Below are 13,602 nucleotides of genomic sequence, written 5' to 3'. Positions count from 1 at the left end.
TTATTCCGGGAAAAGTGCAAATTATATCCTGAAGGGAAATCTTTTTACAGAGGATAATGAAAATGTTTTCTATTAATGGAGTACAGTATCATGTCGAAATGAAAGGCGTTGGGATGCCGGTCCTGCTTCTTCACGGGTTTACTGGGGATGGGAGTACGTGGGATAAGGTCTTCCCTCATCTGGGAAATTACATGACGATTACTGTCGATTTGCTTGGGCACGGCAGGACCGACTCACCTGAAGACCCGGACCGGTACCGGATGGAACACGCCGTGGAGGATTTGAACCAAATTCTAGATGAGTTGAAAATCGAAAAGGTCTATCTGCTTGGATACTCAATGGGAGGAAGGCTGGCTCTCGCGTTTTCATCTGCCTATCCAGAGCGTGTCAAAGCCTTGATTCTGGAAAGTTCTTCACCCGGGTTGAGAAGGAAAGAGGAGCGGACCCAAAGGGCTGCCGGCGATGAAAAGCTTGCGGAAATGATCCTCACAAGAGGGCTGGACTATTTTGTAGACTATTGGGAAAACATTCCCTTATTCTTATCTCAAAAGTCATTGCCTGGTGATGTCCAAGAGGAAATCAGAAACAACAGGCTGTCCCAAAATCCGAAGGGCCTTGCTAATAGCCTGAGAGGCATGGGGACGGGAAAGCAGCCTTCCTATTGGGAGGAACTAAGGGACCTTCCTATGGAAATGCTATTCATTACAGGTGAATTGGACAACAAGTTCTGCTTGATTGCAGAAGACATGAAGAAAGAAACCAGGAATTCTGCCATTGTAAAAGTAAATGGTGCCGGACATGCGTTACATGTGGAAGAACCAGAAAAGTTTGGTACAATAGTAAGTGAGTTTTTAAAGAATACATAAGGAGGTTTTCCCGTTATGTCATTTGAATGGGTAAGCGAAAGAAATTATGAAGATATTCTGTATGAAACATATAATGGAATTGCGAAGATCACGATCAATCGTCCTGAGGTCCGCAATGCATTCCGTCCGAAGACAGTAATGGAGTTAATCGATGCGTTCGCCTATGCGAGAGATGATTCCAAAGTAGGCGTTATCGTCCTTACAGGTGCTGGAGAGAAAGCATTTTGTTCAGGAGGAGATCAAAGCGTCCGCGGCCATGGCGGATATGTCGGTGAAGATGAAATTCCTCGTTTGAATGTCCTTGACCTGCAGCGTTTGATCCGTGTAATTCCAAAGCCGGTAATCGCAATGGTGGCAGGATATGCAATCGGAGGCGGTCATGTCTTGCACGTAGTATGTGACATCACTATCGCTGCAGACAACGCTGTATTTGGACAAACAGGTCCGAAAGTGGGAAGCTTTGACGCTGGATATGGTGCTGGATACCTTGCTCGTATCGTAGGCCATAAGAAAGCAAAGGAAATCTGGTACCTATGCCGTCAGTATGGCGCACAGGAAGCTCTTGAAATGGGCTTGGTCAACACGGTTGTACCTTATGAGAAACTTGAAGAAGAAACAGTACAATGGGCATCTGAAATGCTTGAGAAGAGCCCGACTGCCCTTCGCTTCCTGAAAGCTGCATTCAATGCAGATACGGATGGCCTTGCAGGTCTTCAACAGCTTGCCGGTGACGCAACACTTCTATACTATACAACGGATGAGGCAAAAGAAGGCCGCGATGCGTTCAAGGAAAAACGCAAGCCGGACTTCGGTCAATTCCCTCGTTTCCCTTAATGGGAAAGATGTTCAGAGTCTGAGCATTGCGGTTGGATGACATATAAAAAGGGCTTGATGGAATCTTTTCCATCAAGCTTTTTTCAATCTGCCAAGAGAAAACTACATGTATACGAATACAACAGTAACTAAAGATAAATTAAAGAACCATACTGGATTGGAGACTTCGAAATGGAGAATCATTTATTCCTTCCCAACTTATTGAAACAAAGAGCCTTTTTGACTCCTGAAAGAAGGGCATTGACGTTTAAGGAGCATCGATATACATTCCGGGAAGTTTATGATATTGCAGGAAGATGGGCAGGGGCCCTGCGGAATCAGTTTGATTTAAAGCAGGGGACAAAAGCAGGTGTGCTGATCAGGAATACAAAAGAAGGATATTTCTTACTGCTCGCTCTTCAGCAGGCAGGGGTAACAGCAGTCATGTTGAATAACCGTTTGACCAATGAGGAGTTGGAATTTCAAATACAAGACACTGATATTGATGCTTTATTTTATGATAAAGAATTCCAGAAGCCAGCCTATTTGCTTAAAAGGAGCATCAATAATGAGAGGGTATTCTCGCTTTCTGAAGTAGAGTCACAGCAAACAGAAGAATTCCAGCCTCAGGAACAGACAGAAATGGATAGTATTTGCACGATAATGTATACTTCCGGGACTACAGGCAAGCCCAAAGGTGTTTTGCAATCATACAATAACCATTGGTGGAGTGCAGTGGGGTCAGCTTTGAACCTCGGTCTCAAAGAAACTGACGTATGGCTGTGTGCTGTGCCGCTGTTTCATATAAGCGGTTATTCGATATTGATGAGAAGCATTATTTATGGAATGGAAATCAAGCTTTATGAAAAATTTGATGACGCAGCTGTCAATCAGAATTTGAAAGAAGGCGGCATCACGATTATTTCCGTGGTAAGTGCAATGCTCCAAAGGCTTTTGAAGGACCTGGGAGAAGATACCTATCATCCTGATTTCCGCTGCATGCTGCTCGGTGGCGGACCAGCGCCGAAAAGTATGCTGGACCAATGCAAGGAAAAAGGGATCCCTGTCTATCAGACCTACGGGATGACTGAGACATCGTCCCAGATTGTGACCCTTTCACCAGAGGACAGCTTAAAAAAATTAGGTTCAGCGGGTAAGCCTTTGTTTCCCTGTGAATTAAAAATTATGGTTTCCGGGCAGGAGGCAGCTGCAAAAGAACAAGGTGAAATTGCTGTCAGGGGGCCGAATGTAACGCAAGGCTACTTCAATCGGCAAGAGGCAAACACAAAGAGTTTTGAAAACGGCTGGTTTCTGACCGGGGACATCGGATACCGGGATGAACAGGGCTTTTTATACGTTCTTGACCGTCGATCTGACCTGATTATATCCGGAGGGGAAAATGTCTACCCGGCAGAAATTGAATCTGTTCTTGTTTCCCATCCTGATATTGCTGAAGCTGGTGTAATCGGAATTGATTCAGAACAATGGGGACAGGTCCCGGCTGCCTTTATTGTTGCCGAAAAGAAGCTTAGTATTGCTGATCTGCAGGATTTTTGCCGAAACAGGCTTGCGGGGTATAAAGTTCCTCATTATTTTTATTCTGTAGAAAGCCTGCCTAGAAACGCATCCAATAAATTATTACGCAAGAACCTGAGGGAGCTTGTAGACAAGGGGAAAATCAATGAAAATTGATAAGATTATCCTGCATGTTATAAAAATGAAGCTGAAGAAGCCTTTCTCGACTCATCTTGGAACAGTGAATGAACGGGAAGGTATTATAGTGGAAGTTATCGATGATAACGGACTCCGGGGCTATGGAGAAGGAGTGGCTTTCAGCACTCCGTGGTATACGGAAGAAACGGTTGGTACATCGCTGCATATTTTGAAAGAAGTGTTAATTCCACTTCTGCTCAAGTCATCCATCACGCATCCGAAAGAAGTATTTCCATTATTTTCGACAGTCAGAAGAAATAACATGGCAAAAGCCGCATTGGAATGTGCGGTATGGGACCTTTATGCAAAACAGCTGGGCCAGCCTTTATGGAAGGTGCTTGGAGGAACAAGGGAAGTAATTGAAGCCGGTGCAGTGGCTGGTGCCCCGGCCATTGAGGAAACCATTGCCCAGGTCCATGGTTTTGTGAGAGATGGTTATAAGCGGATCAAAGTAAAAATATCCCCTGAAACTGATTATGAATTGTTAAGAGCGGTCCGTGAAGAATTTCCACAACTTAAATTAATGGCCGATGCAAACTCTGCTTATACATTAAAAGATACAGCCCATCTTAAAAGGCTAGATGAGTTCAGGCTGGAAATGATTGAACAGCCATTAGGGATCGACGATATTTATGAACACAGCCTGCTTCAAAAAGAATTGAAGACTAATGTCTGCCTCGATGAAAGCATCACTTCACTCCATGATGCCAAAAGTGCGATTTCCTTGGGAAGCTGCCGTTTCATCAATATAAAGCTTGGCCGGGTAGGAGGATATGTACCCGCAGTATCGATGCACGATCTTTGCGGACAGCAAGGAGTTCGAGTTTGGTGCGGAGGCATGATCGAATTCGGGATATCCCGGGCTCATAACATTGCCCTCTCCACCTTGAAAGGATTTGATTTTCCTAGTGATATCTCTTCATCATCGCGATATTGGAAAGAGGATATCATCGAGCCTGAAGTGGTTGTTGAAAATGGGAAGATTTCGGTTCCGGAAGCACCTGGGATCGGAGTGGAGTTGAACCGGAGAAGGCTGAAGCAAGTATCTTTATATACAGAAGAATATTCATAAAAGAAGGAGGCTGAATAGATCAGCCCCCTTTTTTTCCAGGATTCAGCGGCCTGCGCTATCCGGATTTCTGCTATGAAAGAGGTTCAAATGTCTTACAATCTGTCTCATGCTGGTCATCTGCCTGTTTTCCTGTATGGCTGACAACATATATCTGCTCAGCAGAACACTTATTTCCTTTTTTCCAGAAGTGACAGTTGTTCACTTCACAAAGTACGTCCTTTGCCATCTTCATCACTCCCCTTTAGAAATGCCGTACATGCTTATTGTTTATTTTCCAGGGGAGCTTTATGAGTGGAAACTATATCTAGGATTTTTGCTTTAAATAACGTTTATCATTCATAAATAAACTCCAAAAGTACACAAACCCTGGAAACAGTATCGCAAAGCCGACGATATAGGTGATAAAGACAGCCTTAAAGGAATTAGGGTCTGTAAAGCCAGAGCTGATGGTAACTTCCGGATAGATGATATAAGGCAGATGTGCCTTGCCGTAAACGTAGCTTGCAATCAGATACTGCAGGGTGATGGCAATGACAGCAATTCTGGGCATCCCCCTGATTCCTTTTTTATCTGTCGGCAGGAACAACGCCGCACCGGCGACCAGGAAGCCGAGCAATGAAAAGACAAGAAGAAGTTGGTCGTCCATCATTTTATCGTATATCCATTGTGCTTCAGTCTTTAAAGTGAACATGATCAGCAATGCGGAAGCGAGTGATAAAGGCCCTGTAATCATGGCATCTCTTCGATAAACATGATAGGCCTCGAGTTCCTCGGATGCTTTCGAATAATCCGCAAGCAGCAGTGAGGACAGAAACAGGGTCGAACTGATGGCAAAGACGATGAAGGCATACTCATTAGGACTGGTAAAAAGCTCTCCCAGCAGGAGGGTCTGCCCGTCTTCAAAATCAACAAATTCACCGTGGGAAATCGGAAGTACACTGATCAAAAGTCCGGGAATTAACAGCCCGCATATCCCTGAAATATAAGTCAGCACTTTTCGGTAATCTTCCGCAACGTGGGAGAAAACCAAAAATGCACTCCGGAGGGCAAGCAACAAAAGAATCATACTCCCCGGAACTAAAAGGACAGTACCCAGGGAATAGGCTGCACCCGGGAAAAAGCTGTAGACAGCCACCACAATGGCTACGATGAAGGTATTCGTCACTTCCCAAGTAGGTGAAAGGTAACGGTTGGCGATATTGGTTGCTTTTGTTTTCTCGCGATTAATATAGACCATGGACCAGAAACCTGCTCCAAAATCCATGGTCGCCATGACGGCATAAATGAAAACGAATCCCCATAAAACCGTGATAGCCAATAATTCATTCGACATCTTTTCACCTCCATTGTTGTTCTCAGGTGTATGTAGTTGAGGTTACGAGAAAAATCCAGTATTTGTGTGCTCTACCTTGTTAAGATCATCTTCAGCGGTATTTCTTTTAAAATAATATAGAAGAACCGAAACCACTGCGATCCCTAATACAACATAGACTGAAGTAAAAGCGACAAACAAAGTTCCCAGATTTCCAGTTGTGGTTACGGAATCCTCTGTACTCAGCATTCTGTATATCGTCCATGGCTGTCTGCCGGTACAGGCAAATATCCAGCCAAATTCGATAGCTAGTATCGAGAGAGGCCCTCCAGTAATAAATAACCACATCATCCATTTAGGGAAGCGGTCCTTCTTAAGTAATTTGTTCCAGACATAAGCGATAAGGCCGAGCAAGATTAACAGGCTGCCGATTCCTACCATCGCATTGAAAAGGGTATGGACAAAAAGCGGAGGCCAGTATTCTTCTGGAAAATCATTAAGTCCTATGACTTCAGTTTTAAAACTGTCTCCTGCAAGGAAACTCAAGGCCCATGGAACTTCAATTCCCCACTTCACTTCCTGTGTTTCCCTGTCCGTGAATCCCCCGATTGCGAGTGGAGCATAGCGCTGGGTCTCGAACAACCCTTCCGCAGCTGCAAGTTTTTCAGGTTGATATTCATGCAGCATCTGGGCAGATTCATGTCCGTTGATGGCTGTGAAGAAGGCGAAAATACTGCCGACAATCAGACCGAGCATCAGGGCCTTACGATGAAACTTATACACTCTGCTGCCAAAATCTGCTTTCATCATTTTGTAAGCAGCGACTGAAGCGATGACAAACCCACCTGTTACATAAGCGGATAATGCTACGTGACCTGCTGTTACAAAGAAACTGGGATTGAAGAATGCTTTCCATGGATCCACATCAACAATCTCACCGTTGACCATCCGGAAGCCTGCCGGCGTCCCTTCGAATGCATGGACATTGGTGATGAGCACAGCGGAAGCAAGGCCTCCGATTACAACCAGCGTCAAACTCAAGATACGCATCCATGGTGCAATCCGGTTAGCGGCATACACATAGATTGACATGAATAACGCTTCCACAAAAAAGGCATAGATCTCAATTTGGAATGGGAGGGCCATGACCCTTCCGACGACTTCCATGAAACCCGGCCAGAGAAGAGAAAGCTGGACACCTGCAATCGTCCCGGAAGGAATCCCGACTCCAAGCAGGACGGCAAAGGCTTTTGTCCACCTTTTTCCCATAAGTTCATACTCGCGGTCTTTCGTCTTTTGATAAAGCAGTTCCGCAACAAGGATCATCATCGGAATTGCAACTCCAAGAGTGGCAAAAATAATATGAAACCCCATCGTCGTTCCGAACATCGACCGTGCAATGACCAAATCATTCATAATGTTACTCCTTTAGCTAGTGATTGACGTTTTTATTGTCCTCCAAACAGAACAAATTATGCAGAGTTATCCAAATGTGGAAAGAAGAATGGCGTCTGGATTGAGAGCAGTAATAAAGACCGAAGATGATGTTTTGATTATAGGAAGTCCTATCCTAAAGTGAGGGGGCGCAGATCCATAAAATAAAGGAAGATTTTTCCTTTAACCTGCAAAAATGACTGATTGAGCGAAAAATAAGGGATGGTCTTTCCCTTATTCCTGGTACAGCCCCCTATTTTTCATGATTTCATATGAATAGCGGAAGATATTTCCCTTATTTCAACTATTTTTAGTTACTTTTCCTTGATAAGGGAAGTTTCTTCCCTTATTTTCATAAGCTCACATTGCTGATTTTCTTTGGCCCCATAAAATATACCGTTTCGCAAGTTACTTGGTTACATAAATCGCTGGACTCCAATATATGTTCCAGTGTTAAGGAAAAGTGTGCGAAACTAAATGCGAAAAGACACTTGAAAGTAGATGATTTACTGTAATACCAATAAAAAATAGCATACGAATAATAGTGCAAATTCGTATGCTAAAAACTATGAATTAATATGGTTTGTACCTCTAAACTGAAGTACTGTCAATCAAAGTCAGCGCTTTTCCCGATCATTCACTGCCAAGGGCTTTCTGCAGTGTTTCTATATTTTCATTCATTAAATCAAAGTAATCTTTATCCTGATTGATATCTTCCTGAGTTCGTACTCCGAGGTTGTGCAGGGTCAGTTTTTCGGCACCGATTTCTTTTTGGACGACCTCAGTCAGGCGGGATGTTCCATTTTGCTCAAAGATGATGTAGGATATGTTGTTTTCTTTTGCATCATCAATGATGTTTTTCAATTCCTGCTGAGAAGGTTCATCAGTGGATGAAATTCCAGAGATGGCTACCTGTTCAATGCCGTAGCGTTTTTCCCAATAACTGTAGGCAGCATGGGCAACAAAGATTTTGTTGTTCTCCGCATTGGCTGCAGTTGTTTCAAAGGATTCATTCAACTCATCCAGCTGGGAAACAAGGTTTTCATAGTTTTCTTTGAATGCTGCTTCCTGCTCAGGCATTTCTTCAGATAGTGTTTCGTAAATGCTGTGAGCCAGCTCCTTTGCATATACGGGATCTAACCAGACATGCGGGTCGACATCATGACCATGTCCGTGAGCGTCTTCTTCATGCGCATGTTCTTCCTCATCAGAGTGCTCTTCGTCTTCATGCGTATCATCTTGCCCGCTTTCCACGCTGCCTTCCAATGCAGCTCCGGTCGCAACCATTTGGACATTTTCATTTTCCAGTACGCTTTCTGCTTTATCAACAAAGCCCTCAAGGCCAAGGCCGATATAGAAGAAGATGTCTGCGTCGGATAATTCCATCATATCCTTTTGAGAAGGCTCGAATGTGTGTTCATCCGCTCCTGGCGGATAGATGGATTCTGTTTCCACATATTCACCGCCGATTTTTTCTGTGAAATCACTTAAAGGATAGACTGTTGTATAGACTTTCAATGTATTGGAATCAGTGCTGTTTCCTTGATCAGTCTCTGTTCCGCAAGCTGCGAGCAGCATGAGAAATGTAATGCTGATTAACATTTTTACGCGTTTCAATGATATTCCTCCTTTTATTCATATATGAGCGAGTCAAAATTATTTTTATTATTTAAAAAGTAATCATTACGATTTATGCTCCCTAGATGATTTTACTATCATCATTCCTTAAAAGCAAGAAAAAAACCATCAAGATTTTTTTCTTGATGGCCATACTTCGGGTACTTGATCAATCCCACCTGGATGGAAGGGATGGCATTTTACAATTCTTTTTATCGTCAGCCAGCCTCCCCGTATGGCTCCGAATCGTTTGATGGATTCCATTCCATAGTGGGAGCAGGTGGGGTAGAATCTGCAGGTTGGAGGCTTGAGGGGTGAAATGACTAACTGGTAGAATCGTATGATTCCGAGGAATATTTTTTTCATGACAGCCTCTCCGTTCTTTTATATCAGAAATATACCATTTGCCAGATAGATAATAAAGCAGGATGTCTGGACTATACAAAAAAAGAACAATTTTCCTGAGGAAAGCTGCTCTCTTTTTAACCGATTATGATTGTTTCGTATCATCCTCTTTTTGATTTTCATCATCATTCAGATGGGGATTGTTCTCAATCGGATCCACTGTGTGCTTATAGTCATATGCTTTGCTGGTTGTCAGTACGCTTACGATAATGATGATGAAAATAAGGATGATCGAAATAATAAGTACACCAACATAACCCATAATTCATTCCTCCCTTACTTTATATTTTACCATGAAAGTAAAAGCGGATTAATACTATCATCTTAAATTGGCGAATTGAAAGGGTAAAGAAAGACCCCCAAAGATTATCTTCTTTGGAGGTTCGTGGTTTAATGAATATTTCTTTTGTAATTGTGCCGATTCTCATGATCGCCGGATGTCAGCTTTTCCTTTAACGTTTCCAATATGTATAAGCGTATAAAATATTGAAGCTCTTCATTGTCCATTTCTTCGATGATGTTCAGCAGTTCCTGTCTTGACGATTCCTCAAGGATTGTCAAGGCAATCATGTCCAAGTCTTCATCGGTTCCCCTGATTTTGCCTCTGTAGATTTCATATAGTTCCTCCACTAGTTTCAAGCATTCCACCTCCTGACACATTTTTCACATTTTTATGACCGCCATAGTTCTTTCTTCATATGATAAAAAAAGGGGACAACTATTTAATCAATATTTACCCTTTTTCCAATAGGTTAATCCCATTTTATTGTTAGAAGGGAGGGAGTGGGATGAACAAGTTCATTATTCCTTTTGCATCCATCATAACCTCGACTGTCTCCAATATGGCAAACAGCGGCTGGAGCAAATTACTTACTTTTTTGATCATTGCAATGATCCTTGATTATCTGACAGGTCTGATAGCAGCAGGAATCAATGGCAAACTCTCAAGCAAAATAGGGCTGAAAGGGATAGGCAAAAAAGTCATTATATTCAGCATCGTGGCTGCAGTTCACCTTATTGATACTATACTTGGAAATCAGCATATTATTCGGGATTCCACAATAATTTTTTATCTTTGTAATGAAATATTATCCATCATTGAAAATGCGGGACGTGCAGGACTGCCGATTCCTCCGTTCTTAAGCAGTGCAGTGGAATCGCTTCGCAACAAAATAAAAATCAAGAAGAAAAAGAACTCTGAATAAGAATTAAAGGTTTGAGGAAAAAGATAAATACTATTGTTAAGGGGTGGAACTCATGGCAGAAGAAAAACATGATTACTACATTGAAATCGCAACAGGAGAGATATCCAGAAGTTCTACCGATTCTCCATGGAATTTTAAAATCTCAGCGACAGATGAGGAAATCACCAGGTTACGGGAAGTATTTGACCAGCAGCATTCCACTGACTGGCGGAATTTTTACCGTGCCCATACTCCATATCTTCAATACCATTTTGACAAAGACAATGATGCCTATGATGACAACCTGCTCCATGCGTACCAGATGATTTACACTTTGGGCGATGAAGAGGCAAAGAATCATATCAAGAGCATGGGGATATTGACAGACCTGACCTGACAGCATTCACAAGAGTGCTGTTTTTTTTCGTTCAAGGGAATGAAGGAGTCCGTGAAGAGTAGTATAATGAGGTTGGGTATGAGAGAGTGAGATTTTTCAAAAACATTAGCGGTCTGGATACATGAGTAGAGAGATTTCCGGTAAGAGATGTATCTGCATTAGCGGTCTGGATACACGAGAAGAGACATTTCCGGTAAGAGATGTACCTGCATTAGCAGTCTGGATACATGAGAAGAGGATTTTGCCGTAAGAGATGTACCTGCATTAGCAGTCTAGATACATGAGTAGAGAGGTTTCCGGTAAGAGATGTACCTGCATTAGCAGTCTGGATACATAAGAAGAGGATTTTGCGGAAAGAGATGTACCTGCATTAATGATCCAGATACATAGGTAGTTTTTTAGAAGGCTGTATTCAAAAGATTGTAGATTTTTTTACAATAGTTTATTCGGGATATATTACGAAAGGTTGATTGGAGCGTAGGGTGTATGATCTCCTGCGGGACTAGCGGGACAGGTGAGACCCCGCAGGCGAAGCCGAGGAGGCTCAACGCCCGCCCCGCGGAGTCACACACCTGAAGCGGAAATCAACTAACTCATCCAGATAGAAACAAGCAATACTAAAAGAACCTTTTAAAACTGGCATTAAAGGGAATGGATTCAATCCTTGTATAAGCACTCACACACTTTTTTTAAAAAGAGTAAAAATAGAAATGGTGAAATGTGATGGAAAAGTTTATTGATTTTAATGGTTATGAAGTTCAATTGGAATTAGGTCATCCTGAGTTTCCGATGCAACCGAAGCATGTATTGGTGGTAGCCCGGTATAATGGGGGCTGGCTCCTGACCAATCATAGTGTACGCGGCCTCGAGTTTCCAGGGGGAAAAGTGGAAGAGGGGGAGACGCTTGAAGAAGCAGCCAAAAGAGAACTCTATGAGGAGACAGGCGGGACAGCCTCTAAGCTGATCAGGATCGGCACTTATATGGTAAAACAACAGCCCCCTTTCGCGAAGGCAATCTTTTTTGCTGAAGTGCAGGCATTAGAGGAAAAAGATAATTACCTAGAAACGAATGGCCCCCGGGTCTGGGATGGAGAATTGGAAACAGTCAAAAAAGACGGACGTTTCAGCTTTGTGATGAAGGATGATGTAATCAGTACTACGCTGGAATACCTAAAAGTCCAAGGGTACATACACTAAGAAACGAGGCGTTTGCTAAGCCTCGTTTTTTTACGATCTTATTAGTTTTTTCTCAATCATCTCGACGATTTTATACATGAGAGTGGCAAAAACGGCGATGATCAGCAGGGAAAGCAGCACAAGTGAGAAGTTGAATACCTGGAAGCCATATATGATCATATATCCAAGTCCTTTTGCGGAAACCAGGAATTCTCCGACTATGACCCCTACCCATGACAACCCGACATTGACTTTCAAAGTTGAGATAATGGTAGGGAAAGAGGCGGGAAGAATAGCTTCCTTAAATGTTTGTTTTCTGGTTGCCCCGAAGGTTTCCATGACTTTTAGATAATTGGGGTCCACCTCCCGGAAGGATGTATAGACGACGATCGTGGTGATGATGACAGAAATGATCGCACCCATGGCAATGATGGACGTAAAGCCGGGTCCCAAGGCAACGATAAGGATCGGGCCGAGTGCCACTTTAGGCATCGCATTCAAGATGACCAGATAAGGATCAAGAACTTTTGAGAGAAAAGGGGACCACCATAATAATGCAGCCAGCAGTGTTCCTAACAGTGTCCCGAGGATGAAACCTGCAACTGTTTCTCCCAAGGTGATCGTAATATGCATAATGAGTGATCCATCACTGATCTTTTCGATGAACAAATTTCCGATCTTATAGGGAGAACTGAAAATCAGAGGATCGATCCATTGTGCCCTGCTCGCTGTCTCCCACAAACTAAAGAAGGAAATAAAGATGAGCAGTTGATATAACCGGACCATCTTCTTTTCTTTTTTCAGGCTTTGTAAAAATTGGTGATGCTGCTTCTCTGTATTATTTTGTGGACTCAAGTGACTCCAACTCCTTCCATATGTGCTGAAAGCAGTCTGAATAGGATTCATGGTTTCTTGACAGGAACGGTTTCAATTCCCTGAGCTCTTCCGGAACGTCAAAAACCTTATGGATCCTCCCAGGCTTTGCAGACAAAAGGACAATCCTGTCACTCATCGCTATTGCCTCCCCGATATCATGGGTGACAAGCAATGCGGTTTTGTTGAATGCTTTTAACGTCTCGAATACGAGGTCTTCAAGCTTTAATTTAGTTTGATAATCAAGGGCAGAGAAGGGTTCATCCAGCAGGAGGAGCTTTGGTTCGACAGCCAGAGTCCGGACAAGGGCGGCGCGCTGCCTCATGCCTCCTGATAATTGTCGTGGAAATTGTTTCGAGACACCCTCCAGGCCGATTTCGTCCAGCAGGTTCAATGCCCATCTTTTCTTTTCTTCCGTCAACAGGTCCATGGTTTTCAGTCCGAGCAGGATGTTCTCCTCGATTGTCTTCCACGGAAATAAGTAGTCCTGCTGCAGCATATAGCCAATCTTATGTTTGCTTTTTTTGAGTGAAGCACCTTCAATTGTGACCGTTCCCGAACTGGGTTCAAACAGCCCTGCGATGATGGACAATAAGGTGGTTTTTCCACAGCCGCTTGGCCCCAGAAACGAGACAAACTCTCCTTCCTGTACAGTCAGTGAGATGTCTTCCAATGCGGTAGTGGCAGAGCTCGGTGTGAAATAAGTGTGATGGATTTGACTGATTTCCAGAAGCTTCATC

16 protein-coding genes are annotated in these 13,602 nt (G+C 43.2%); 7 read left to right on the top strand and 9 right to left on the bottom strand.

Annotated features, from left to right (window positions below; all coding sequences use genetic code 11):
• Nucleotides 1–56 precede the first annotated feature (56 nt).
• The 4 genes from menH to menC all read left to right on the top strand — a co-directional run bounded on the left by menH (nucleotide 57) and on the right by menC (nucleotide 4,464).
• Entirely contained in the window at nucleotides 57–866 is an 810-nt protein-coding gene (menH, locus tag ACOJQI_RS18535) for a 2-succinyl-6-hydroxy-2,4-cyclohexadiene-1-carboxylate synthase (RefSeq protein WP_421380797.1), read from the top strand.
• A gap of 15 nt (nucleotides 867–881) precedes the next feature.
• A complete protein-coding gene (gene menB, locus ACOJQI_RS18530; RefSeq protein ID WP_421380794.1) occupies nucleotides 882–1,700 on the top strand; it encodes a 1,4-dihydroxy-2-naphthoyl-CoA synthase in 819 nt (272 codons plus the stop codon).
• 171 nt (nucleotides 1,701–1,871) lie between these two features.
• Nucleotides 1,872–3,371, top strand: coding sequence for an o-succinylbenzoate--CoA ligase (locus ACOJQI_RS18525; protein ID WP_421380791.1), 1,500 nt, complete (start codon nucleotides 1,872–1,874; stop codon nucleotides 3,369–3,371).
• Nucleotides 3,361–4,464 (top strand): o-succinylbenzoate synthase, encoded by a 1,104-nt coding sequence (gene menC / locus ACOJQI_RS18520; protein WP_421380788.1) that lies wholly within the window; start codon nucleotides 3,361–3,363, stop codon nucleotides 4,462–4,464. The genes ACOJQI_RS18525 and menC overlap by 11 nt, the downstream gene beginning before the upstream one ends.
• Before the next feature lie 70 nt (nucleotides 4,465–4,534).
• On the opposite strand, the gene ACOJQI_RS18515 is transcribed toward menC, so the two are convergent.
• The 7 genes from ACOJQI_RS18515 to ACOJQI_RS18485 all read right to left on the bottom strand — a co-directional run bounded on the left by ACOJQI_RS18515 (nucleotide 4,535) and on the right by ACOJQI_RS18485 (nucleotide 9,862).
• Nucleotides 4,535–4,690 carry a DUF1540 domain-containing protein gene (locus tag ACOJQI_RS18515; protein ID WP_421380785.1) on the bottom strand — a complete coding sequence of 52 codons (156 nt, stop codon included), beginning with the start codon at nucleotides 4,688–4,690 and terminating at the stop codon, nucleotides 4,535–4,537.
• Between the two features lie 78 nt (nucleotides 4,691–4,768).
• The gene (locus ACOJQI_RS18510; RefSeq protein WP_421380782.1) at nucleotides 4,769–5,797 is read right to left on the bottom strand and encodes a cytochrome d ubiquinol oxidase subunit II; all 1,029 of its coding nucleotides are present in this window, start codon (nucleotides 5,795–5,797) and stop codon (nucleotides 4,769–4,771) included.
• A 42-nt stretch (nucleotides 5,798–5,839) separates the two neighbouring features.
• Nucleotides 5,840–7,192, bottom strand: coding sequence for a cytochrome ubiquinol oxidase subunit I (locus ACOJQI_RS18505; protein ID WP_421380779.1), 1,353 nt, complete (start codon nucleotides 7,190–7,192; stop codon nucleotides 5,840–5,842).
• Between the two features lie 651 nt (nucleotides 7,193–7,843).
• Nucleotides 7,844–8,827 carry a metal ABC transporter solute-binding protein, Zn/Mn family gene (locus ACOJQI_RS18500; protein ID WP_421380776.1) on the bottom strand — a complete coding sequence of 328 codons (984 nt, stop codon included), beginning with the start codon at nucleotides 8,825–8,827 and terminating at the stop codon, nucleotides 7,844–7,846.
• Nucleotides 8,828–8,956: 129 nt separating this feature from the next.
• A complete protein-coding gene (yidD, locus tag ACOJQI_RS18495; RefSeq protein ID WP_421380773.1) occupies nucleotides 8,957–9,193 on the bottom strand; it encodes a membrane protein insertion efficiency factor YidD in 237 nt (78 codons plus the stop codon).
• A 124-nt stretch (nucleotides 9,194–9,317) separates the two neighbouring features.
• A complete protein-coding gene (gene ytzI, locus ACOJQI_RS18490; RefSeq protein WP_421380770.1) occupies nucleotides 9,318–9,494 on the bottom strand; it encodes a YtzI protein in 177 nt (58 codons plus the stop codon).
• A 128-nt stretch (nucleotides 9,495–9,622) separates the two neighbouring features.
• Nucleotides 9,623–9,862: a DUF6154 family protein gene (locus tag ACOJQI_RS18485; protein WP_421385509.1), complete on the bottom strand. Its 240-nt coding sequence runs from the start codon at nucleotides 9,860–9,862 to the stop codon at nucleotides 9,623–9,625.
• A 158-nt stretch (nucleotides 9,863–10,020) separates the two neighbouring features.
• On the opposite strand from ACOJQI_RS18485, the gene ACOJQI_RS18480 reads away from it, so the two are divergent.
• From ACOJQI_RS18480 to ytkD, 3 genes are all read left to right on the top strand, one after another.
• Nucleotides 10,021–10,437 carry a phage holin family protein gene (locus tag ACOJQI_RS18480; RefSeq protein ID WP_421380767.1) on the top strand — a complete coding sequence of 139 codons (417 nt, stop codon included), beginning with the start codon at nucleotides 10,021–10,023 and terminating at the stop codon, nucleotides 10,435–10,437.
• Between the two features lie 52 nt (nucleotides 10,438–10,489).
• Nucleotides 10,490–10,813: a hydrolase gene (locus tag ACOJQI_RS18475; RefSeq protein ID WP_421380764.1), complete on the top strand. Its 324-nt coding sequence runs from the start codon at nucleotides 10,490–10,492 to the stop codon at nucleotides 10,811–10,813.
• 723 nt (nucleotides 10,814–11,536) lie between these two features.
• Nucleotides 11,537–12,010 (top strand): RNA deprotection pyrophosphohydrolase, encoded by a 474-nt coding sequence (ytkD, locus tag ACOJQI_RS18470; protein ID WP_421380761.1) that lies wholly within the window; start codon nucleotides 11,537–11,539, stop codon nucleotides 12,008–12,010.
• 30 nt (nucleotides 12,011–12,040) lie between these two features.
• Here ytkD and ACOJQI_RS18465 read toward each other — a convergent pair whose 3' ends face one another.
• Both ACOJQI_RS18465 and ACOJQI_RS18460 read right to left on the bottom strand, forming a co-directional pair.
• Complete coding sequence (locus tag ACOJQI_RS18465; RefSeq protein ID WP_421380758.1) at nucleotides 12,041–12,844, bottom strand: ABC transporter permease; 804 nt, start codon at nucleotides 12,842–12,844, stop codon at nucleotides 12,041–12,043.
• Nucleotides 12,828–13,601 (bottom strand): ABC transporter ATP-binding protein, encoded by a 774-nt coding sequence (locus ACOJQI_RS18460; RefSeq protein WP_421380755.1) that lies wholly within the window; start codon nucleotides 13,599–13,601, stop codon nucleotides 12,828–12,830. The genes ACOJQI_RS18465 and ACOJQI_RS18460 overlap by 17 nt, the downstream gene beginning before the upstream one ends.
• Nucleotide 13,602: the final 1 nt, after the last annotated feature.

It is taken from the genome of Bacillus salacetis (assembly GCF_049177075.1).
GTDB lineage: Bacteria > Bacillota > Bacilli > Bacillales > Bacillaceae_B > Rossellomorea > Rossellomorea salacetis_A.
The sequence above is the reverse complement of the archived record's forward strand: the minus strand, read 5'-3'. Positions and strand labels throughout refer to the sequence as shown.

What these genes read in the sequence shown, in the direction of transcription:
- ytkD (WP_421380761.1), top strand. Translation starts at nt 11,537, where the DNA reads ATGGAAAAGTTTATTGATTTTAATGGTTATGAAGTTCAATTGGAATTA.
- menB (WP_421380794.1), top strand. Translation starts at nt 882, where the DNA reads ATGTCATTTGAATGGGTAAGCGAAAGAAATTATGAAGATATTCTGTAT.
- menH (WP_421380797.1), top strand. Translation starts at nt 57, where the DNA reads ATGAAAATGTTTTCTATTAATGGAGTACAGTATCATGTCGAAATGAAA.
- ACOJQI_RS18505 (WP_421380779.1), bottom strand. Translation starts at nt 7,192, where the DNA reads ATGAATGATTTGGTCATTGCACGGTCGATGTTCGGAACGACGATGGGG.
- ACOJQI_RS18510 (WP_421380782.1), bottom strand. Translation starts at nt 5,797, where the DNA reads ATGTCGAATGAATTATTGGCTATCACGGTTTTATGGGGATTCGTTTTC.
- ACOJQI_RS18475 (WP_421380764.1), top strand. Translation starts at nt 10,490, where the DNA reads ATGGCAGAAGAAAAACATGATTACTACATTGAAATCGCAACAGGAGAG.
- ACOJQI_RS18525 (WP_421380791.1), top strand. Translation starts at nt 1,872, where the DNA reads ATGGAGAATCATTTATTCCTTCCCAACTTATTGAAACAAAGAGCCTTT.
- ACOJQI_RS18480 (WP_421380767.1), top strand. Translation starts at nt 10,021, where the DNA reads ATGAACAAGTTCATTATTCCTTTTGCATCCATCATAACCTCGACTGTC.
- ACOJQI_RS18515 (WP_421380785.1), bottom strand. Translation starts at nt 4,690, where the DNA reads ATGGCAAAGGACGTACTTTGTGAAGTGAACAACTGTCACTTCTGGAAA.
- ytzI (WP_421380770.1), bottom strand. Translation starts at nt 9,494, where the DNA reads ATGGGTTATGTTGGTGTACTTATTATTTCGATCATCCTTATTTTCATC.
- ACOJQI_RS18460 (WP_421380755.1), bottom strand. Translation starts at nt 13,601, where the DNA reads ATGAAGCTTCTGGAAATCAGTCAAATCCATCACACTTATTTCACACCG.
- menC (WP_421380788.1), top strand. Translation starts at nt 3,361, where the DNA reads ATGAAAATTGATAAGATTATCCTGCATGTTATAAAAATGAAGCTGAAG.
- yidD (WP_421380773.1), bottom strand. Translation starts at nt 9,193, where the DNA reads ATGAAAAAAATATTCCTCGGAATCATACGATTCTACCAGTTAGTCATT.